The sequence below is a fragment of the Xanthomonas sp. 60 genome, from assembly GCF_011761925.1.
Map to the genome: position 1 here is coordinate 194,520 of NZ_JAASQW010000001.1, position 20,190 is coordinate 214,709.

Annotated in this window: 17 protein-coding genes and 1 pseudogene; 7 read left to right on the plus strand and 11 right to left on the minus strand. The window is 67.9% G+C overall.

Annotated elements, in window-relative coordinates; genetic code table 11:
• Position 1: 1 nt before the first annotated feature.
• Positions 2-1,114: an MlaE family ABC transporter permease gene (locus FHY09_RS00895; protein WP_166923255.1), complete on the minus strand. Its 1,113-nt coding sequence runs from the start codon at positions 1,112-1,114 to the stop codon at positions 2-4.
• A gap of 111 nt (positions 1,115-1,225) precedes the next feature.
• Between FHY09_RS00895 and FHY09_RS00900 the strand changes: the two genes are divergently transcribed.
• Complete coding sequence (locus tag FHY09_RS00900) at positions 1,226-2,485, plus strand: threonine/serine exporter family protein (protein WP_166923257.1); 1,260 nt, start codon at positions 1,226-1,228, stop codon at positions 2,483-2,485.
• Between the two features lie 75 nt (positions 2,486-2,560).
• Here the strand turns inward: FHY09_RS00900 and FHY09_RS00905 are convergent.
• The 3 genes and pseudogenes from FHY09_RS00905 to FHY09_RS00915 form a co-directional block, all read right to left on the minus strand.
• Positions 2,561-2,929: pseudogene (locus FHY09_RS00905) on the minus strand (H-NS histone family protein); the annotation flags it as partial.
• Positions 2,930-3,075: 146 nt separating this feature from the next.
• Positions 3,076-4,767, minus strand: coding sequence for a proline--tRNA ligase (locus FHY09_RS00910; RefSeq protein ID WP_166923261.1), 1,692 nt, complete (start codon positions 4,765-4,767; stop codon positions 3,076-3,078).
• A gap of 71 nt (positions 4,768-4,838) precedes the next feature.
• Positions 4,839-5,213, minus strand: coding sequence for a DUF4124 domain-containing protein (locus FHY09_RS00915; protein WP_166923262.1), 375 nt, complete (start codon positions 5,211-5,213; stop codon positions 4,839-4,841).
• An 81-nt stretch (positions 5,214-5,294) separates the two neighbouring features.
• Here FHY09_RS00915 and pssA point away from each other — a divergent pair, with 81 nt between their 5' ends.
• From pssA to rimI, 3 genes are read left to right on the plus strand one after another with little or no spacing between them, the layout of a single operon-like run.
• Positions 5,295-6,071 (plus strand): CDP-diacylglycerol--serine O-phosphatidyltransferase, encoded by a 777-nt coding sequence (gene pssA, locus FHY09_RS00920; protein ID WP_166923264.1) that lies wholly within the window; start codon positions 5,295-5,297, stop codon positions 6,069-6,071.
• A gap of 53 nt (positions 6,072-6,124) precedes the next feature.
• A complete protein-coding gene (locus FHY09_RS00925; RefSeq protein WP_166924315.1) occupies positions 6,125-6,583 on the plus strand; it encodes a hypothetical protein in 459 nt (152 codons plus the stop codon).
• Positions 6,580-7,077 carry a ribosomal protein S18-alanine N-acetyltransferase gene (rimI, locus tag FHY09_RS00930; protein WP_456362672.1) on the plus strand — a complete coding sequence of 166 codons (498 nt, stop codon included), beginning with the start codon at positions 6,580-6,582 and terminating at the stop codon, positions 7,075-7,077. The genes FHY09_RS00925 and rimI overlap by 4 nt, the downstream gene beginning before the upstream one ends.
• 46 nt (positions 7,078-7,123) lie before the next feature.
• Here rimI and FHY09_RS00935 read toward each other — a convergent pair whose 3' ends face one another.
• The 3 genes from FHY09_RS00935 to FHY09_RS00945 form a co-directional block, all read right to left on the minus strand.
• Positions 7,124-9,967, minus strand: coding sequence for a valine--tRNA ligase (locus FHY09_RS00935; protein WP_166923277.1), 2,844 nt, complete (start codon positions 9,965-9,967; stop codon positions 7,124-7,126).
• 70 nt (positions 9,968-10,037) lie between these two features.
• Entirely contained in the window at positions 10,038-10,463 is a 426-nt protein-coding gene (locus FHY09_RS00940) for a DNA polymerase III subunit chi (protein WP_166923279.1), read from the minus strand.
• 83 nt (positions 10,464-10,546) lie between these two features.
• A complete protein-coding gene (locus FHY09_RS00945; protein ID WP_166923281.1) occupies positions 10,547-12,025 on the minus strand; it encodes a leucyl aminopeptidase in 1,479 nt (492 codons plus the stop codon).
• A gap of 104 nt (positions 12,026-12,129) precedes the next feature.
• On the opposite strand from FHY09_RS00945, the gene lptF reads away from it, so the two are divergent.
• Entirely contained in the window at positions 12,130-13,212 is a 1,083-nt protein-coding gene (gene lptF, locus FHY09_RS00950) for an LPS export ABC transporter permease LptF (RefSeq protein WP_166923283.1), read from the plus strand.
• The gene (gene lptG / locus FHY09_RS00955) at positions 13,209-14,318 is read left to right on the plus strand and encodes an LPS export ABC transporter permease LptG (RefSeq protein WP_166923285.1); all 1,110 of its coding nucleotides are present in this window, start codon (positions 13,209-13,211) and stop codon (positions 14,316-14,318) included. The genes lptF and lptG overlap by 4 nt, the downstream gene beginning before the upstream one ends.
• Positions 14,319-14,390: 72 nt before the next feature.
• Here lptG and FHY09_RS00960 read toward each other — a convergent pair whose 3' ends face one another.
• The 3 genes from FHY09_RS00960 to FHY09_RS00970 form a co-directional block, all read right to left on the minus strand.
• Positions 14,391-16,484 (minus strand): glycosyl hydrolase family 18 protein, encoded by a 2,094-nt coding sequence (locus FHY09_RS00960; RefSeq protein ID WP_166923287.1) that lies wholly within the window; start codon positions 16,482-16,484, stop codon positions 14,391-14,393.
• Between the two features lie 228 nt (positions 16,485-16,712).
• Positions 16,713-17,804, minus strand: a complete 1,092-nt coding sequence (locus FHY09_RS00965; protein WP_166923289.1) for an alpha/beta fold hydrolase — start codon at positions 17,802-17,804, stop codon at positions 16,713-16,715.
• Positions 17,805-17,934: 130 nt separating this feature from the next.
• Entirely contained in the window at positions 17,935-18,426 is a 492-nt protein-coding gene (locus tag FHY09_RS00970; protein ID WP_166923291.1) for an RDD family protein, read from the minus strand.
• Positions 18,427-18,470: 44 nt separating this feature from the next.
• Between FHY09_RS00970 and xerD the strand changes: the two genes are divergently transcribed.
• On the plus strand, positions 18,471-19,448 hold the full coding sequence (gene xerD, locus FHY09_RS00975) for a site-specific tyrosine recombinase XerD (protein ID WP_166923293.1): 978 nt from the start codon (positions 18,471-18,473) through the stop codon (positions 19,446-19,448).
• Between the two features lie 19 nt (positions 19,449-19,467).
• Here xerD and FHY09_RS00980 read toward each other — a convergent pair whose 3' ends face one another.
• Positions 19,468-20,157, minus strand: coding sequence for a hypothetical protein (locus FHY09_RS00980; protein ID WP_166923295.1), 690 nt, complete (start codon positions 20,155-20,157; stop codon positions 19,468-19,470).
• Between the last annotated feature and the right edge of the window lie 33 nt (positions 20,158-20,190).

The window sequence follows — 20,190 nt, forward strand, 5'->3', positions numbered from 1 at the left end:
GTCACCAGCCCACCTGCATGAACCACAATGCCGCGAAGGCATCGAGGATGATCACCAGCGAAATGGTCTGCACCACGCTGGAGGTCGTGCGCTCGCCCACCGACTGCGCAGTGCCTTCCACCTTCAGGCCCTCCAGGCAGCCGATCAGGCCGATCACCAGCGCGAACACCGGCGCCTTGACCAGGCCGACCAGCATGTTCCGCACTTCCATCGTTTCATGCATGCGCGCCAGGTACATCTGCGGCGGGATGCCCAGATCGAAAGCGCCCACCGTGACGCCCCCCGCCAGGCCGGCGGCCATCGCGATGAAGGTCAACAGGGGCAGGGTGATCAGCAGGGCAACGATGCGCGGCAGCACCAGCAGGTCCATCGGATCCAGTCCGAGGGTCTGCATCGCATCGATCTCCTCGCGTGCCTTCATCGCGCCGATCTGCGCGGTGAAGGCGCTGGCGGTACGGCCGGCCAGCACGATGGCAGTCAGCAGGACGGCGAATTCGCGCAGGAACGCGATGCTGACCAGCTCGACGACGTAGATCTCCGCACCGAAGTCGCGCAGGATCGTGGAGCCGAGGAAGGCGATGACCGCGCCGACGAGGTAGGACAGCAGCGCCACCAGCGGCACGGCGTCCAGCCCGACCTGCTCCATCTGGTGCACCGTGGCGGTCAGGCGGAAGCGCCGCGGCTCCTTGATCAGCCGCGCGCCCTTGACCAGGCTCTCGCCGAGGAAGCTTGCCAGGGCCACGATGTTGCGGCCGGTGGCATGCATGCTCCGGCCCAGGCGCTCCAGCGCGGCCAGCACGCCGAAGTCGCGTTTGGCCTTAGGGCGGTCATCGGCGACCTCTTCAATGGTGGATACCAGTGCGCGATGGTCTTCGCGGAACCGCAGCGTGTCCTCGCCCAGATCGGCCCGGTGGGCGACCCGCAGGATCTGCAGCACGCCGGCCGAGTCAAGCTGCTCGATGCCCGTGGCATCGATCGCGGTCAGGGTTTCCGGCATCCCCCGCAGCACGTCCGCCGATTGCAGGGCAGTGCGCAGGGTCCAGTGACCGGACAGCAGGACGCGACCGGAATCTCCGGCATCCTGTTCGAGGTGGGGGGAATGGTCTGAGGTCATGGTCGGCATCAATGATGCAGCATACCGTGTGCATGTCGTATGCAGCGGCCGGACGGTTCTGATTCCGCCCCGCCCTTCTGCGGCGGCGGGGCGTGGGTGATACTACCGCGCATGCCCGTCGATACCGCCCCCATCGCTACACCCCAGGCCACCTATGCACAGCGGGTCGCCTTCGTCAGCGAGATCGCCGGGCGCCTGCACAGTTACGGCACGACCGCGCAGCGCCTCGAGGCGGCCGTGGTGGCGCTGGCCCAGCAGTTGGACCTGGATTGCGAACCCTGGTCGAATCCGACAGGCATCATCCTGAGTTTCAGCGATCCGGCCAAGGCCATCGGTTCGAGCGACATCACCCGCGTGATCCGCCTGGCGCCGGGCGAGAATGACCTGCATAAACTCAGCGTGGCCGACCATATCGTCGACCAGGTGTCCAACGGCCGGATGAGCCTTGCCCAAGGCCACACCGCGCTGCGGCAGCTGGACCAGGATCCCGGGCGGGCGGGAAAGGTGCGCGAAGTCCTGTCCTATGCGCTCGGCGCGGCCGGCGTGGCCGGACTCTGGAAACTGCCGTGGCTGGATATCGCCACCGCCGGCGTGATCGGGCTGCTGATCGGTTTCCTCGGGCGCTTCACCGGCAAGCGCGCTGCCACGCGCGAGGCCGGTGAAGCCTTGGCCGCGCTGCTGGCGGGCCTGGTGGCCACGCTGGTGGCCAGTTTCGTGGGCGCGTTGAATCTCAACACGGTGATCATCGCCTCGCTGGTGGTGCTGCTGCCCGGCATGGCGCTGACCAACGCCGTCAACGAACTGGCCAGCCAGCACTGGGTATCCGGCACGGCACGGTTGGCCGGCGCACTGACCACCATCATGAAACTCACGGTGGGCGCGATGATCGCGGTCACTCTGGGCAACATCCTCGGCCTGGAGCCACTGGTGCGCGCCTCGCGCCCGCAGGCGGCCTGGGTGGAATGGGCGGCCCTGGTCACCGCCGCCTTCGCCTTTGCGATGCTGTTCAAGGCACACCGCCGCGATTTTGCCTGGGTGATGGCGGCCTCGATCGCCGGCTATGCGATCTCCAAGTTCGCCGGCCATGCCTGGGGTGCACCGGCCGGCGTGTTCCTTTCGGCGATGCTGCTGACCGCCGCCGGCAACCTGTTCGGGCGCGTGGCGCAGCGACCGGGCGCGATCATCAGGCTGCCCGGCTTCATCATGATGGTGCCCGGCAGCACCAGCCTGCGGGGGGTACTGACCCTGGTGCAGCAGCAGGATGTCGGCGCGGGCCAGAGCGTGCTGCTGACGGTGACCAACGTGGTGATGGCGCTGGTGGCCGGTCTGCTGTTCGGCAACCTGCTGATACCGGCCCGCAAGACGCTGTGAGCGCGTATCGGCGGCAGAAAAAAAACGCCGGCTTCGCAGCCGGCGTCCTGTCTTCATCGCAAAGGCCGCTCAGGCCTTCTTGATCAGGAACTCTTCGACCTTCTTGCCCTTGCTGGTCAACTCGGCCAGCCAGCGCGGCTGCTTGCCACGGCCGGTCCAGGTTTCCTTGGCATTGGCCGGGTTGCGGTATTTCGGCGCGACCTTGCCCAGCTTGCGGCCGGCGGTCTTGGACGGCGCCTTGGTGGCAGCCTTGCGGGCACGCGGCGCCGGCGCTGCGCCGAACAGTTCCTCGATGGAATAACCTTCGACCTTGGCCAGCTTGGTCAGCTGGGCGCGCACCTTGGTGATCGGGCGGCGCTTGGCGACGATGGTCTGCTGCTTCTTCGCGGTGCGGATCAGGGCACCCAGTTCACGGGCCGACAGACCGCTCAGGTCAATGCTCATTCAATACTCCGGATAATAAGGGAAGGGTCTGCCATTCCTTGGCCGGAGCCCAAGCGTAATGCGCATCCGGAACAAGTACAACAAAATCGCCCCGCCCTGCCGAAGATTTTCATGGAATGGCCGGGAATAATCCCGGCCCTTCGCCATTAACCCAGCAGCTTTCGCAGCAGGGTGTCGCGATCGAGACTTTCCGCCTCGCTCGCGCGGCGCGCGCGATACTCGTACGTGCCGGCGGCCAGCCCGCGTTCGGACACCACCACGCGGTGCGGAATGCCGATCAGTTCCATGTCGGCGAACATCGCGCCGGGGCGCAGCCCACGGTCGTCCAGCGCCGCGTCGACGCCGGAGGCCTGCAGGGTTTCCAGCAGTTCTGTCGCCGCGGCGGACACGGACGCGTCGCCTTTCGGATTGATCACGCATACCACCACCTGCCACGGTGCCATGGCGTCCGGCCAGATGATGCCGGCGTCGTCGTGGTTCTGTTCGATGGCGGCGGCGACAATGCGCGAGATGCCGATGCCGTAGCAGCCCATGCTGAGCACGGCGGCCTTGCCGTTTTCATCGAGCACGGTGGCCTGCAGCGATCGGGCATACGTGCGGCCGAGCTGGAACACGTGGCCAACCTCGATGCCACGGGCGATCTTCAGCTCGCCGCCATCGCTGGCACGGTCACCCGCGCGGACGTTGCGGATGTCGGCCACTTCCGGCTCAGGCAGGTCACGGCCCCAGTTGACGCCGGCCAGGTGGTATCCGGCTGCATTCGCACCGACGACAAAATCGGAAAGGGCGGCCACTTCACGGTCGGCCACCACGCGGATGGCCTTGAGCGGCGCCACGGGGCCGAGGAAACCCGGGATGCTGCCCAGGTGGTCGGCGATCTCGGCCTCGTTGGCAAAGCGCTGGCCGGCCAGGCCGGGCACTTTCTCCAGTTTGATTTCATTGACCTCGTGGTCGCCCCGCACCAGGGCCAGTACGAAGCCTTCGGCGGTCATCAGCGCAACCGACTTCACCGTGCGCTGCAACGGGATTTCCAGCAGGGCGGCCACCTCATCGCAGGTTTTCTGCGTGGGGGTTTCAACCCGGCGCATGGGCTCGCCGGCCGCTGCGCGCGGTGCGGGCTCGGCGGCCACGGCGGCCTCCATGTTGGCCGCATAATCCGACCCGGTGGAAAACACCAGGGCGTCTTCGCCGGAGTCGGCGATGACATGGAATTCCTGCGAGGCGTCGCCGCCGATCGCACCGGAATCGGCCTGGACCATGCGGAATTCCAGTCCCAGACGGGTGAACACGCGGCTGTAGGCGGCCTTCATGTTCTCGTACTCGCGCACCAGGTCGGCATCGTGCAGATGGAAGGAATAGGCATCCTTCATCAGGAACTCGCGGGCACGCATCACGCCGAAGCGCGGCCGGATCTCATCGCGGAACTTGGTCTGGATCTGGAAGAAATTGACCGGCAGCTGTTTGTAGCTGGACAGCTCCTGGCGGGCGAAATCCGTCACCGCCTCTTCGGCGGTGGGGCTGTAACAGAAACCCTGGTCCTTGCGGTCGCGGATTTTCAGCAGCTGCGCGCCGAACTTTTCCCAGCGCCCGGTGGCTTCCCACAGTTCCTGCGGCTGGATGGTGGGAATCTGCAGCTCCACCGCGCCGGCACGCTCCATTTCCTCGCGCACCACGCGCTCGACCTTGCGCAGCACGCGCAGGCCCAGCGGCGACCAGGTGTACAGGCCGGAGGCCAGCTTGCGGATCATGCCCGCGCGCAGCATCAGCCGGTGACTGGTCAGCTCGGCGTCGCTGGGGGTTTCCTTGGTGGTGTGCAGGTGGAACTTGGACAGGCGCATCGTCGGCATCGTCAAACGGCAGAAGGCCTCTATTCTGCCAGCCCGGGGCCTGCCGTGCGCGGGCGCGCTTTTCAGCCCGTGGCCGCCGGGCACCACGCCTTGACGGCGGTTTCGGCGAGCGTGCGCTGGTTGGCCCGATCGGCCTCGGGCAGCGGCGCATCCGGCTTGCCGTCGCCGTCGGTGTCCTGCATCAGCGGACCCGTGCCGGCAAGCAGGACCAGGTTCGCACGGGCGGTCGTGCACTGCGCGGATTCTGCCGCAGTGCCCGGCGCTGCGGGTGCGCTGCTGCCCGGTTCACGGGCCTGCTGCCGGGTTTCAAACACCTTGCCGGCAGGCGGGCTCTGCGAGTACTGGGTGACCCCGTTGGCGTCTTTCCACTTGTAGACAGGGGCGGCGTGGGCGGTAGCGGCCAGCAGCAGGCAGGCGAGGCAGGTCAGTGCGCGCATTTCAGGGCTCCGGGCCGGTCAGGCGGAAAGCTGGATTGCAGCATTGCAGTCGGCGGCTGGCAAGTCGATTAAACTGCCCGCATGGATCCGATCAAACCGCCAGCGCGCTCGCGCACGATTTACCTGCTGCCCAACCTGTTCACCACGGCGGGCCTGTTTGCCGGCTTCTACGCGATCATCGCCGCGGCCAACGGGCAGTTCGTCAATGCCAGCATCGCGGTGTTCGTGGCCGCGGTCATGGACGGGCTGGACGGTCGCGTGGCCCGGCTCACCGGCACCAGCAGCGAGTTCGGCGTGCAGTACGACTCGCTGGCTGATCTGGTGAGCTTCGGCATGGCGCCGGCGCTGGTGATGTACCACTGGGCACTGGCCTCGCTGAAGTTCGATGGCGAACTGTTCGGCCGCGTGGGCTGGGCGGTGGCCTTCCTGTATGCCGCCTGCGCCGCACTGCGCCTGGCCCGCTTCAACACGCAGGTGGGGGTGGTCGACAAGCGCTGGTTCATCGGCCTGGCCAGCCCGGCGGCGGCCGGCTTGATGATGTCCTTCGTGTGGGCCTTCGCCGATGGCGACCTGGGCTGGAGCGGCGAGCAGCTGCGGTATGTGGCGCTCGGCGTGACCCTGGTGTCCGCACTGCTGATGGTCAGCCGCATCCGCTTTTCCAGCTTCAAGGGAGGCGGCGAAAAGGGGCCGCGCGCTGACCGGGTGCCGTTCCTGGTGCTGGCCCTGCTGCCGATCGGGATCGCGATCGCGGTGATCGACCTGCCGCGCGTGCTGCTGGGGGTGGGTGTGATCTACGCGCTGTCCGGCCCGGGCATGTGGGCCTGGCAGCGCATGCGCAGGAAAACAGAGGCCGCGTGAGCACCGACCTGCCCGTGTTGTGGTCGCCGGCCCAGCAGGCCTGGCTGCAGGCCATGGGCTACACCGTGTATCACGACAGTGCACTGGCAACGGAGATGGCCGCTGCGCTGCAGGTGAGCGTGGCGCGTGAGACGGAGCAAGCGCCCACAACCGGCGTTGCAGCCGTGGACCAGGCGCGCAGCGAAGCGCCCGCGGCCGCTGCCCCTGAACGACCCCGGGCAGACGACCGGCCCGTGCCGCGCAGCGCTGCACCGCAGGCGCCGCCGGCCGTACAGCCGACGCCGGCAGTGGCACGCAGGGCGGTGGGCAATGGCGGTCGCCAGCCCTCCGTGCGCCTGCCCGACCGGCTGCAGATGGCGTTGCTGCGGGCATCGGGGTGCAATCCGAACGACGCGGCCACGCGCGCACTGATGGAAAGCTGGCCGCTGGACACGCTGCGTGGCAATGCCGCCGCAAAACGTGCGTTGTGGCCGACGCTGCGTGCGTTGCGGCGCAAAGGGGCCGCGCCGTGAGCGCGCAGCGCCATGCCACCAGGCCGGTGCTGCGTGCCCTGCATGAGCAGGATCTCGATGCGGTGATGGCGATCGAACTACGGGGTTACCCGTTCCCCTGGACCCGTGGGATTTTCGTGGACTGCCTGCGCGCCGGATACCCGGCGCTGGCAATGGAGGAGGCCGGTGCCCTGGTCGGCTACGCGGTGTTGAGCATCGCGGCCGACGAGGCGCATCTATTGAACATCTGCATCGACCCGCTGGCGCAGACGCGCGGCCTGGGCCGCCGCCTGTTGCGGGCGATGGTGCAGCTGGCGCGGGATCATCGTGCGCAGCGCGTTTTCCTCGAAGTGCGGCCATCCAATGCCCCTGCATTGGCGCTGTACCACAGCGAAGGCTTCAACGAGATCGGCCGCCGTCCCCGCTACTACCCTGCGGCCGTCGGGCGGGAGGATGCGCTGGTGATGGCGATGGAGCTGGTGGACGGCGACATCCAGACGATGCCGCCGTTGTAAGCCGGGGCCGGCCGGGCGCGCCCCGGCACGACCCGGCCACCGGCGGTTACAGCTTGGCGCGCTGTTCCTGCAGGCCGCTCAGCTGCGTGGTCCATTCCACCAGCCGCACGCGCTCCTGCTCGACCACCGCTGCCGGCACCTTCTCGGTGAACTTCGACAGCTTGGTCTCGCTCTTTTCCTTTTCGCCCTGTACGCGCGCGATTTCCTTGTCCAGGCGCACGCGTTCGGCGTCCAGGTCGACCAGGCCTTCCAGCGGCACCAGCAACTTCAGCTCGCCCACGATCGCCGCGGCCGCCGGCGGCGCGGATTCGCCCTCGGCCAACCACTGGATGCTTTCCAGCTTCAGCAGGAACGACAGCGAGGCGGCGAAGCGGTCCACGCGCACGCGGTCCTGTGCCAGCCCCGCCTGCAGACGCAGCGGCACCAGCCGCGACGGGGCCACGTTGAGCTCGCTGCGCACGCGGCGCACCGCACTGATCACCAGCTTCAGCCACTCCACGTCTGCCTCGGCCTGGGCGTAATCACCGGCGAACTCGTCCGCCGTGGGGTACGGCCGCAGCGACAGCGAGTCTTCGGTCAGGCCCAGGCGCGGGGCTACCTGCTGCCACAGGCGTTCGGTGATGAAGGGGGTGAGCGGGTGCAGCAGGCGCAGCAGCGCTTCCAGCACATACAGCACGGTGTGGCGCGTACTCTGGGCGTCGGCGGCATCGCTGCCGTTGAGGGCCGGCTTGCTCAGTTCCAGGAACCAGTCGCAGAACGCGTTCCAGGCGAACTCGTACAGGCACTGCGCGAGGAGGTCGAACCGGTACGCGGCGAAGTGTCCGTGGGCCTCGGCGGTGGTCGCTGCCAGGCGTGCGAGGATCCAGCGTTCGGCGTCGGTGCGCGGCTTCGGCGCACCCTGGAACGTCGCGCCCTCGGTGTTCATCAAGGCGAAGCGGCTGGCGTTCCAGAGCTTGTTGCAGAAGTTCTTGTAGCCTTCGGCGCGGCTCATGTCGAACTTGATGTCGCGGCCGTGGGTGGCCAGCGCGGCGATGGTGAAGCGCAGCGCATCGGCCCCGTGCGCGGCGATGCCGTCCGGGAACTCCTTGCGCGTGGCTTTCTCGATCTTCTCGGCCGCGCGCGGCTGCATCAGCCCGCTGGTGCGCTTGGCCACCAGGTCCTCGATGGAAATGCCGTCGATGATGTCCAGCGGGTCCAGGACATTGCCCTTGGACTTGGACATCTTCTGGCCCTGGCCGTCGCGGATCAGGCCGGTGAAATAGACATCCTTGAACGGCACTTTGCCTGTCAGGTTGTCAGTGGCCATGATCATGCGGGCCACCCAGAAGAAAATGATGTCAAAGCCGGTGACCAGGACGGAGGAGGGCAGGTAGCGGTCGAAACCGCGCTCGGCCATGGCCTGTTCGTTGGGCCAGCCCAGCGTGGAGAACGGCCAGATCTGCGAGGAGAACCAGGTTTCCAGCACGTCACTTTCCTGGCGCAGCACCACCTCGCTGCCGAGTCCGTTCCTGGCCCGCACGTCGGCTTCATCGCGGCCGACGTAGCAGGTGCCGGTGGCGTCGTCGAACCACGCCGGAATGCGGTGGCCCCACCACAGCTGGCGGCTGATGCACCAATCCTGGATGTTGGTCATCCAGTGGCGGTAGGTGTTGATCCAGTTCGGCGGTACGAACGAGATCGAGCCCGGCTTTCCATCGGTACCTTCGACCAGCGCCAGGCCACGACGCGCCAGCTCATCCATCTTCACGAACCACTGGTCGGTCAGGTAGGGCTCGATCACCTGGCCGGTACGGTCGCCGCGCGGCACCTGCAGTTTGTGCGCGCGGGTTTCCACCAGCACGCCGAGGGCTTCCAGTTCGGCCAGCACGGCCTTGCGTGCCTCGTAGCGGTCCATGCCCTGGAAGCGTTCGGGTGCGTTCTCGTTGAGCGCGGCCACCGGCGTGAACAGGTTGATCATCGGCAGGCCGTGGCGCACGCCCACCTGGTAATCGTTGAAATCGTGCGCGGGCGTGACCTTGACCACGCCGGTGCCGAACGCGCGGTCGACATACGCATCGCCGATCACCGGCACCGTGCGGCCGGTCAGCGGCAGGGTCACCTGCGTACCGATCAGCGCGGCGTAGCGCGTGTCCTCCGGGTGCACCATGACGGCGGTATCGCCGAGCAGGGTTTCCGGGCGCGTGGTCGCCACGACCAGGTAGTCGCGGGTTTCGCGCAGCGTCTCCACGCCGTCGGCGTCGTGCTCCACATGCTCGTAGGTACGGCCATCGGCGAGCGTGTAGGCGATGGACCACAGGAACCCGTCTTCCTCGGCACTCTCCACTTCCAGGTCGGAAATCGCCGTCTTCAGCACCGGGTCCCAGTTGACCAGACGCTGGCCGCGGTAGATCAGGCCCTGCTCGTGCCAGCGCACGAAGGCTTCGATCACCGCCTGCGAGGGCTGCGGATCCATCGTGAACGTGCTGCGCGACCAGTCGGCCGATGTGCCGAGGCGGCGCATCTGGCGCTCGATGATGTCGCCCGATTCCTGCTTCCACTCCCACACCTTGCCGATGAAGCCTTCGCGGCCCAGCGAATCACGCGTCTCGCCCTTGCCGGCCAGCGCCAGGTTGCGGCTGACCACCATCTCGGTGGCGATGCCGGCATGGTCGGTGCCCACCTGCCACAGCGTGTCGTAGCCGCGCATGCGGTGGTAACGCACCAGAGCATCCATCAGGGTCTGCTGGAAGGCATGGCCCATGTGCAGCGTGCCGGTGACATTCGGCGGCGGCAGCAGGATGGTGTAGGGCTCGCCCTTGCCGGAGGGCTTGAAATGACCGGCCGTCTCCCAGGCGTCGTAGGTGGCCTTTTCGAAGGACGTCGGATCGTAGCTGGAGTCGAGTTGGGTCATGCGGGGCAACCGGGCTGGGTATCGGGGAGGATCAGGCGCTGCGGCGGCGGGGATTCGCCGCGAGCGCGGTTTACATGTCGTGCTTGGACAGCTCGTAACCGGCGTCCTTGTACTGTCGCCAGCGTTCGCGCAGCGGTTCGCGCGCGTCGGGGTCGGCCGGCACCACTTCCAGGACCCGGTCGCATTCGCCCATCCAGGGTTCATCGCGCAGGTTGATCACCAGCGGGCGCACCGGTGCCTCGGTGCCCGGCGCGGCGATCAGCACCAGCGCTTCTTCTTCGTCGGCATCTTCGCCGGCGATCTGGTGCGGAATGTAGGCATCGTCATCGAAGGCCCACAGCAGCTCATCCAGCGCTTCGGCCTGGGCCTGGTCGCGCGCCAGCACCAGGGTGAACAGCCCGGCGTCGTTGGCCTTGCGGGCCAGCTCGCAGACCAGCCGCAACGGCTCGGTCAGGAAGCGGGGCTTGGCGATCAGGTAGAAGTCGGCGCGGGGCATGGCGGAATCCGGTGGGGCGGTGCCCGGGCAGCCCGGGCGAGGTCCGGGACGGCACGCGGGCCGGCCCGGATCGGGGCAGTGGATCAGCCGCGGACGGTCTGGTCCAGCAGCCACTGGCTCAGCAGGCCGACCGGGCGGCCGGTGGCCATGCCGCGCTTGCCTTCGTCGCTGGCCACGCCGGCGATGTCCAGGTGCGCCCAGCGCTGGCCTTCGGTGAAGCGCGACAGGAAGCAGCCCGCCGTGATCGCGCCGGCCCAGCGGCCGCCGATGTTGTAGACGTCGGCGAAGGTCGAGTCCAGCATCGGCTGGTATTCATCCCACAGCGGCAGGCGCCAGGCGCGGTCGAAGACGTGCTCGCCGGCGGCCAGCAGCTCGTTGGCCAGGTCGTCATGCTTGGTCATCAGGCCAGCGGTCTGGTGGCCCAGGGCAACCATGCAGGCGCCGGTCAGCGTGGCCACATCGACCAGCGCCTGCGGCTCGAAGCGCTGCGCGTAGGTCAGCGCATCGCACAGGATCAGGCGGCCCTCGGCATCGGTGTTGCCGACTTCGATGGTCTTGCCGGACATCGAGGTGATGACATCGGACGGGCGGTAGGCGTTGCCATCGATGGCGTTCTCGACGGCCGGCACCACCACCACCAGGTTCAGCGGCAGCTTCGCGGTGACCGCGGCGACGAACGTGCCGATGACGTTGGCGCCACCGCACATGTCGAACTTCATCTCCTCGATGCCGCCTTGGGTCTTCAGGTTCACGCCGCCGGTGTCGAAGGTGATGCCCTTGCCGACCAGCACGTACGGCTTGGCGTCACCGCCGTTGTGCCACTTCAGCACCACCAGCTTCGGGCGGTTGGCCGAGCCGCGCGCGACCGACAGCAGCGAGCCCATGCCCAGTGCCTCCATCTGCGTTTCATCCAGCACCTCCGCCTCGGCCCCGTCATGCTGGGCGGCGAAGGTCTGTGCCACCTCGCCCAGGTAGGCCGGGTTGCAGATGTTCGGCGGCAGGTTGCCCAGCTCGCGGGCGAACTCGACGCCAGCGGCGATCGCACGGCCCTGCAGCAGGGCCTGCTCGTCGCTGCCGGCGATGGCCAGCTGCTGCAGGCCTGCGTCCTCGGCCTTCTTCTTGCCGAAGGTGGCGGTGTAGCGGTAGCTGGCGTGGTCGGCGGCGATGATCGCCTGGCGGATCGCCCAGGCCGCATCGCGGTCCTTCAGCGGCAGGTCGACCAGGGTCAGCAGGGCGCTGCGGGTGGCGCCAGTCCTGAGGGCGCGGATGGCATCGCCGATGGCCTTGAGGAACTGCGGCACGCCGAAACGGGCGGCGTCACCCAGGCCAACCACCAGCACGCGCGGGGCGGTGACGCCCGGCAGGTCATGCAGCAGGGTGGTGGCACCGGTCTTGCCGGCCACGTCGCCACGCTGCGCCAGACGGCTCAGGTGCCCGCCGCTGGCGGCGTCGAGTGCCTGCGCGGCGGGGGAAAGGGTGTGGTCAGCAAAGGCGCCGACGACCAGACAGTCGACCTCGGCCGAGGCCGGCGCGAGGTGGTTCAGGGTAAATTCGAGGGCCATTGAGCAGATTCCGTTGGCAAATACGTACAATCGCGGACCGTTTACGCTCAGCCAGTAGACTGGGCGGTACCGCGAACGAATCCGAGAGTTTAAACCACCGCCCCATGTTGAAGCTCGATAGATACCTGCTGGGCGACTTCGTCCAAAGCTTTCTGGCTACCCTGATCGTCCTGCTGGTGGTCAGCATGGGCGGCGTGATGGTGGACATCCTCGGTCGCATCGCCGATGGCGGGCTGCCTGCGCGGCTGCTGTTCTCGCAGCTGGGCCTGCAGTTCGTGGTCTACCTGCCGCTGATCCTGCCGCTCGCCCTGCTGCTCGGTCTGCTGCTGGCCGTGGCGCGGCTGTACCGCGATTCGGAAATGTCGGTGCTGACGTCGGTGGGGGTGGGGCCGAAGCGCCTGCTGCGCCCCCTGCTGATGCTGGTCATTCCGGTGGTGGTGCTGATCGGGGCCTGCTCCATGTGGCTGGGTCCCTGGGCGGACAGGACCAGCGAGCGGCTCATCGACGAGGCCAACCGCAGCGTGCTGCTGGCAGGCCTGGAGGCCGGGCGCTTCACCTCGCTGCCCAATGGCGGCGTGGTGTACCTGTCCGCGGTTTCCCCCGACGGCACCCAGCTGGGCAAGGTCTTCATGCAGCGCGAGCGCGAGGGCCGGATCGAAGTGGTGTCGGCCGCCAGCGGGCGGATGTATTTCGAGGGCGACAAGCAGCGTTACCTGCAGCTCAATGACGGCCACCAGATCGAAGGTCCGCCAGCCGATGGCCTGGATTACCGCCTGGCCACGTTCGCCCGCAACGATGTGGCCATGCCGGACGGTGCCCAGACCCGCAAGGACGATGATCCGGAACTGCTGCCGACCGGCGCGCTGTTCGGCGACAAGCGCCCGGGTGCGCAGGCGCAGCTGCACTCGCGCCTCGCGCCGCCGCTGATCGCCCTGGCATTTGCATTGCTGGCCGTGCCACTGGCGCGCAGTTCGCCGCGCCAGCAGCGCTATGGCCGCATGATGCTGGCGTTCCTGGCCTACATGGTGGGCATGAACCTGATGTTCATCGGTACCGGCTGGATTGCCGACGGCCGCATCCCCGGGGCCGTGGGCCTGTGGTGGCTGACCCTGCCGCTGCTTGCGCTGGCGTGCTGGGTGTACGCACGTGATGGCCGCCTCTCGCGCCCGAAGGGAGCACGCGCATGAAGCTGCGCCCGATGCGTTTCGATTATTACCTCGGCCGTGCGGTGTTCGGCACGGTGTTGCTGACCTGGGCCGTGCTGCTCGGCCTGGACGTGGTGATGGCCTTCTCCGGTGAGTTCAAGGACATCGGCAAGGGCGACTACACCATTGGTCATGCGGCGGCCTGGGTGATGTACACCCTGCCACGCCGGGCCTACACCTATTTCCCGACCGCGGCGGTGATCGGCTCGCTGATGGGCCTGGGCCAGCTTGCGGCGACCTCGGAGCTGACCGCGCTGCGCGCGCTGGGCCTGTCGCGCCGGCGCCTCAGCATCTCGGTGGTGGTGGCGCTTTCCCTGCTCACCGGGCTGATGGTGGTCAACGGTGAAACCCTGGCGCCGTGGGCGCAGCAGCGCGCCGATTCGGTGAAGGCCACCGCCCGCTGGGGTGCCGGTGCCGACGCTTCGCGTTATGCAGGGCTGTGGGCCCGTGAAGGCGACACGTTCCTCAACGCGCAGAGTGGAGAGGAACAGCTGCTCGACGGGGGGGGCACGCGGCTGGTGCTGCGTGACGTGCGGCTGTATCAGATCGCGCCCGCCAACGGCGATGTGGTCTCGATCACGCACGCGGCGACGGTCGAGCACGACCAGAAGGGCTGGACGCTCAATGGCGTCCGTCGCGATACCTTCGGCGAGCGGTCGGTGCAGCGCGAGCAGCTGCCCACCCAGGCATGGGAGTCAAAGCTGGACGCCGGTGCGCTGGCGGCAGGCATCGCACGGCCACGCAACCTGACCGCCGCCGAGCTGCGCAACAGCATCGAGTACCGTGAGCGCAACGGCCTTGAAGCGCGCGAATACGAGGACGTGTACTGGGGCCGCTGGTTCTACGCGCTGAACGTGCTGGCGCTGTGCATGGCGGCCGTGCCGTTCGCATTTGGTTCGCTGCGCAGCGGGGGCATGGGCAAGCGCCTGTTCCTCGGCATCCTGTTCGCGCTGGGCTTCTGGCTCCTGCAGCTGTTCTTCGGCCGCATGGCCGGCGCGTTGCGGTTTGATTACCGCATCGCCTACGCCTTGCCTCCGATCGTCATGCTGGGGGCTTCGGCACTGCTGTTCCGGCGCAAGTCCGGCTAGCGGGCCGCGGGCAACGTGCCCTGCCATCCCGGGTTGAAAAAGCGGGGACGCCGGGCGTCCCCGCTTTTTTTCTTACTTCAGGCCATCACTGACGGCCTTGGTCAGTGTGCCCTGCGCATCGTCACCGCTGAACTCCCAGACGAACGCACCGCCCAACCCCTGGGCTTTCACATAACCCATCTTGCGGGTGATGTTGGCCGGGGTGTCGAAGCTCCACAGCGTGCTGCCGTTGTAGATCCAGGTAGCCCCGGCCGTTGCGTCGGTGTAGCCCGGCCAGGCCAGCGTCTTCAGCACCTTCCAGTCTTCGATGCCGGCCTCGTAGGTACCTGGTGCGGCGCCGCCCGCGGTCTGGTACATGCCGTTGTTGCCGCTGGCCACGCCGGTCCAGCCACGCCCGTAATACCCGATGCCCAGGTTGAGCTTGGCGGCGGGCACGCCGCGGCTGATGAACGCCTCGATGGCATCGTTGCTGTTGTAGAGCTTCTGGTCGCCAGTGGAGGGATCGTTGGGTGAATCGAACAGCGCGGACTGGTGATTGGTCTTCGGATCCCACGCACCGTGGAAGTCGTAGGTCATCACGTTGATGTAGTCCAGGTACGGGTGGTACGCCGCCGGATTGGTCACACGGATCTTGTCGATGCCTGCGCCCACCGCCACGGTCAGCAGCAGCCCCGGCCGCACCGCGTCGAGCTGGCGGCGGAATTCGGCCATCAGTGCGGTGAAGTTGGCGTTGTCCTCGGGCTGGCCGCAGGCGATCCCGCAGGCCACGGGGTATTCCCAGTCGATATCGATGCCATCGAACACGCCCAGTGCCGCACCTGCGCCGCCGGCGCCGTCGGTGACGGGCAGGTTGCCCTTGATGTACGCGTCGATGCACGAAGCGACGAAGGCCTGGCGGTTGGCCGGCTGCGCCGCGCTGGAGAAGCCCCGCGACCAGGTCCAGCCACCCAGCGAGATCAGCACTTTCATGCCCGGATACTTGGCCTTGAGCTGCTTGAGCTGGTTCCAGTTGCCGCGCAGCGGCTGGTCCCAGGTGTCGGCGCTGCCGCTGACGCTCTCGGTGGCGTTGAAGGACTTGCTGTAATCGGCAAAGGCATCACCGCCGGCCCCGGTGTTCGGGTCCGAAGGCTGGGTGACACCGACCTCGCAGCGGTTGTTGCGCACGTTGCCGAACGCGTAGTTGATGTGGGTCAGGCGTGCGGCGGCACCGCTGGTGTCGATGTTCTTGACGCGGTAGTTGCGGCCATAGATGCCCCATTGCGTGAAGTAGCCGATCACCCGCTTGCCCGTGCCCGGCGTGCTTCCGGCCAGCGTGGTGGCGCTGATCGCCGTGCCCTGCGCGGAGGCATTGCCAGCGTTGTCACGGGCCCGCACGCGGTAACTGTAGGTGGTGGCGGCGGTGAGCCCGCCATCGACATAACTGGCGCTGGAGGGTGAGCCCACCAGGCTGCCATTGCGGTAGACGTCATAGCCGGCGACGCCGCTGCCACCACTGTTGTCGGTGGACGGGTTCCAGCTCAGGGCCACGCTGTTGGCGGTACGGGTACCGGCGGCCAGTCCGCCGGGGACACTGGGCGCGGTGGTATCGCCGCTGGCTGCGTTGACGGTGATGGTGACCGTGGCGGTGCTGGTGGTGGCGTTGTTGTTGTCCGTTGCCACCGCACGCAGGGTGTGGCTGCCGGCGCTCGCGTTGGCCCAGCTCGCGCTGTACGGGGCGGTGGTATCCACCCCGAGCGAGGTGCCCCCGCGGAAGAACTCGACCCGGCTGATGCTGCCGTCGGCATCGCTGGCGGTGGCATTGACGGTGATGGTGCTGCCGGCGCTGAACGTTGCACCGTTCGCAGGCGAGGTCAGGCTGACCACCGGCGGCTGGTTGGCGCCGGTCCCATCACAGGCGCCGAGGTTGGTGTAGTACGGCGCGCCGGCGGGATGGTCGGGTTGGGCGTTCCAGATATCCTGGTTGGCCCGGTACAGGATGCCGCCCTTCTGCAGGGTATCGCCCGCCCGGTAGATCTTTGCCTGGTCCCACTGGGCCACGCCCGCGCAGCTGGCGGCCTGGGCCAGGCCAGGCAGGGCCAGCGAGCTCAATGCCATGGCGAGCAGCCAGGGCAGCCGGTGCGGAAGGGAGGGACATGATTCGGAACTGCGCACAATCGGGTAATGCATGGTGTGTCTCCGATCAGAGGGCGCGCGGGCCTCGTGGCCACGCGCGTGACGCAGGTCCGGACAGCGCCTGCACAAGGCGCTGGAGGGGGACGGACGGTAGGACGCGGCGGGCTGGAAACGACACTTCCCACCCGTCGGAGACAACGTTGTCATCAATGGCCGCGCGATTCCGTGAACCAGCGCATGTTTCGTACACGGAAGGCACGCCCTTACCGCCCCGTCTTCTGTTTACCTACCCAACGCCGCCAGTCCGGTCCGCAGCTGCGGCGCCGGGCACAGGGCCGCCGGTGCCTGGGCCTCGTCGGCCAGCCACGTGTCCACCACCGTGCCGAGCAGGTCCAGGCGCATCGGCAGGGTGATGTGGTCTTCACCGCGGACCTCGAGGTAATGCGTGCGTGCGCTCGCCCGGCCCAGGCGGCGCCCCTGGCTGACGGGAATATGCTCATCGCCGTCGCCATGCAGGACCAGGACGCAGGCGCGGGTCGCCGCCAGCGCCTGCACCACGTCGACATGGTCCAGGTCCAGGCCCAGGCGGTCGTTGGCGGCTGCGATCACCTCATCCATGTCCAGTGCGCCGTAGCGCCACCGCGCATACAGGCTCATCGCCCGGGCCTGCCAGCCGTGCGGCCGCAGGGCCAGCATGTGCGGAACCATCGTACGGATCGCATCGCCGGCATTGGCGAAGGACTCCATGGCCACCACCCCGGCCACGTCGGTGCCGAGCTTCTCGGCCGTGAACACCGCCGTGGCGGCGCCGTAGGACACGCCGAACAGGTACAGCGGACCCTGCACTTCACCGCGACGACGCAGCGCGGCGATGACATCGCTGACTTCGTCCGACTCCACCGTCCCGTAGCCGGCCGGACCATTGCCAGAATGGCCATGGTTGCGCAGGTCGATGGTGACCACGCGATACCCCGCCTGCGCCAACTGCAGTGACCACGGCAGCATCGAATCACCGCTCATCATCCAGCCGTGCAGCAGCACGACGGTGCCACGCGGGGTGCGCGGGCGGAACGGGCGCGGCGGCAGCCGCTCCAGGTCCAGGTCCAGCGCGGTTCCCCGGCCATGGTCCGGCACCCGGTAGTGGAAGCGCAGGCCATAATCACCGGGATCGAAGGCGCGCCAGAACAGCGGCACGCCGGTGCGCGCGGTGACCTTGCCGCTGCGGTTGGGCACCGTGGCGATGGTCGCAGCGATCTGGGCCTGGTCCAGCAGGGGCGAGGTGCCGCCGGGTGCGATCAGGCGCTCGGCGAGGGAGGCGGAAGGCGAAGAGCAGGCAGCCAGCCACAGGCAGGCCCAGGCCAGCAGCAGGCGCATGGCAGTCCGGTAGGTTCAGAATGGCCGGACAGGCTAGCGGGCGCGCGCTGGCCCAACTACCGCGCGTGGATGACGGCCTGATGACAATGCGGGAACCATTCAGGCGACAGGCGTCGGGCCGGCGCGGCTCCTAGCGGCGGCTTCTTTCAAGTTTGGGGGTGCGATGCAGGCGCGTGCCGCTGGCGCGGTCATGCCAGCCCAGCCTGTCCCTGTCCCAGAGGGCCCACCAGAAGCCCAGTCCCCCGGCGAGAAGGGACACGGTTCCAACTGCATAGCGGACCCACAGCGCGGCCCACGAGGGCGCAGATGCCGCGTCCGCCGCGACCAGCCTGAGCCGCCACGGACGCATTCCAAGCGTCTGCCCGCCGCGCCGCCAGCTCACCGTGGCATACCCTCCCGTCAGCCCCCAGCAGGCGGTCCACAGCGCCCACTGCCAGCGGCTGAAGGGGGCGATGTTTTCATGGGTGTCGTGTCCGGCCACGGTGAATGCGATGACAAACCCGGTCCCGAGCAGCATCCACAGCGCCAGCGCCGGCCAGAGGTCATAGAACAGCGCGAGCAGTCGCCATCCGAGGAGGGACTCGCGCGGATGTGGCGTGGGTGGCAGGTTGATGTCAGGCATGCGCCGAGCATAGGCGACACGCGCGTCCGGCGTATGCTTCCCGCATGCCCGTCCACCACACTCCGGCAGAGCGCCGCCAGCTTACCCAGTCCTTGCCCCCCCTCCAGGCCGGTGACGCCCACGCCATAGGCCGGTTCCTTGATGCGGCGTGGGCCGAACACGGCCTGGCACGGGCCACGATGGACAGCTACCGGCGTGATCTGGAAGGACTGGCGCGATGGCGCGACGGACGCGGCGGCGGGCTGATTGCGATCGACCGTGCAGGCCTGTTCGATTACCTGTCCTGGCGCACGCGCAATGGCTGGTCGCCGCGCAGCACGGCACGCCTGCTGTCCGCGCTGCGCCTGTTCTTCGCCGATGCGCTGCGGCGTGGCGCCCGCACGGATGACCCCACGGCGCTGCTGGAACCCCCGAAGCTGCCGCGCCTGCTGCCCAAGGCGCTGGCGGAAAGCCAGATCGACGCGCTGTTGGCCGCGCCTGATGTGGACACGCCGATCGGCCTGCGCGACCGCGCCATGCTCGAGTTGATGTACGCCGCGGGGCTGCGTGTCAGTGAACTGGTTGGCCTGCCCGCTGCGGCGATCAACCTGCGCCAGGGCGCACTGCGGGTCACCGGCAAGGGCAGCAAGGAGCGGCTGGTGCCGCTGGGCGAGGAATCACAGCACTGGATCGAGCGCTACCTGCAGCAGGCGCGCCCGCAGATCGCCGGCGGACGCAGCGTGCCCGCCGATGGCAGCGGCCAGGTGCCGCTGTTCGTCGAGCCGAGCCTGCGCCCACTGACCCGGCAGGCGTTCTGGCATGTGGTCAAGCGGTACGCCGCGGTGGCCGGCATCGATCCGGCGCGCATCAGCCCCCACGGCCTGCGGCACAGTTTCGCCACCCACCTGCTCAACCACGGCGCGGACCTGCGCGCGCTGCAGATGCTGCTGGGCCACAGCTCGCTGTCCACCACGCAGATCTACACCCTGGTGGCACGGGAGCACCTGCAGAAGCTGCACGCGGCGCATCATCCGCGGGGATGAGCGTGGGCTCTACGGCGGGTCAGACCCAGACAGGCCTGCGGAGGTCGAGGGCGGGCGATGCGCTTACTGCAACGGTCGAATCTGCAACGACATCATCCTGGACATCGCTGCCGTCGGGCCATGTCGCCGAATCGTTCGAATCGACCGAACCGATACGGTCGCGACGCGGTGCCACAGCCCAGTCACCCTCCGCTTCGCGCGTCATGTCCTGATGCCGTGCGGTGCAGGGGTTCGTAAGCGGGTAGGTGAATGATCGGAAGAGCGGGCTCGGGACGACCTGCGCTCTGCGAATCAGGGGAGAACCTCCGGACTCGCTCACGACCGCCATGCATTCCCCGCGCAGCGCTGCGAGCAGCCTGAGGTTGTCGACCCGGCCCCGGTCCCTCACCAGGTTGGCGATGGTCGCCAGCGCTCTACAGGCCTGGTCGATGCGTTGCCTGTCGAGATCGTCGCGCTCTGCGCGGGGTATCGCCGGGTTCAACATCAGCCTCAGGTTCCCCATGCGTGCAGCCCAGCCAGCGGCTTCACTGATGGAGACTTCGCGGGAGCAGCAGGCAGCAGCAAACCGCGTCTCTTTGTTGGACAAGGCCTTCAGCGCTGAGGCAAATCGCGCAGGGGAGTAGTGGCGTGCAGCGAGTTCCACTTTCGCGCCGGTCTGGCGGAAGAGACTGGCGCGTACCATCAGGCCCGCTTGGGAAATGAGGGACATGGCAGAGAGTGCTGATGCGGAGCGGTCCGCATA

Coding starts and splice junctions, on each gene's coding strand:
- pssA (WP_166923264.1), top strand. CDS start 5,295: ATGGATCCGATCAAACCGCCAGCGCGCTCGCGCACGATTTACCTGCTG.
- FHY09_RS00925 (WP_166924315.1), top strand. CDS start 6,125: ATGGGCTACACCGTGTATCACGACAGTGCACTGGCAACGGAGATGGCC.
- FHY09_RS00980 (WP_166923295.1), bottom strand. CDS start 20,157: ATGTCCCTCATTTCCCAAGCGGGCCTGATGGTACGCGCCAGTCTCTTC.
- FHY09_RS00935 (WP_166923277.1), bottom strand. CDS start 9,967: ATGACCCAACTCGACTCCAGCTACGATCCGACGTCCTTCGAAAAGGCC.
- FHY09_RS00945 (WP_166923281.1), bottom strand. CDS start 12,025: ATGGCCCTCGAATTTACCCTGAACCACCTCGCGCCGGCCTCGGCCGAG.
- FHY09_RS00940 (WP_166923279.1), bottom strand. CDS start 10,463: ATGCCCCGCGCCGACTTCTACCTGATCGCCAAGCCCCGCTTCCTGACC.
- FHY09_RS00960 (WP_166923287.1), bottom strand. CDS start 16,484: ATGCATTACCCGATTGTGCGCAGTTCCGAATCATGTCCCTCCCTTCCG.
- lptF (WP_166923283.1), top strand. CDS start 12,130: ATGTTGAAGCTCGATAGATACCTGCTGGGCGACTTCGTCCAAAGCTTT.
- FHY09_RS00915 (WP_166923262.1), bottom strand. CDS start 5,213: ATGCGCGCACTGACCTGCCTCGCCTGCCTGCTGCTGGCCGCTACCGCC.
- FHY09_RS00910 (WP_166923261.1), bottom strand. CDS start 4,767: ATGCGCCTGTCCAAGTTCCACCTGCACACCACCAAGGAAACCCCCAGC.
- FHY09_RS00965 (WP_166923289.1), bottom strand. CDS start 17,804: ATGCGCCTGCTGCTGGCCTGGGCCTGCCTGTGGCTGGCTGCCTGCTCT.
- xerD (WP_166923293.1), top strand. CDS start 18,471: ATGCCCGTCCACCACACTCCGGCAGAGCGCCGCCAGCTTACCCAGTCC.
- FHY09_RS00900 (WP_166923257.1), top strand. CDS start 1,226: ATGCCCGTCGATACCGCCCCCATCGCTACACCCCAGGCCACCTATGCA.
- FHY09_RS00895 (WP_166923255.1), bottom strand. CDS start 1,114: ATGACCTCAGACCATTCCCCCCACCTCGAACAGGATGCCGGAGATTCC.
- FHY09_RS00970 (WP_166923291.1), bottom strand. CDS start 18,426: ATGCCTGACATCAACCTGCCACCCACGCCACATCCGCGCGAGTCCCTC.
- lptG (WP_166923285.1), top strand. CDS start 13,209: ATGAAGCTGCGCCCGATGCGTTTCGATTATTACCTCGGCCGTGCGGTG.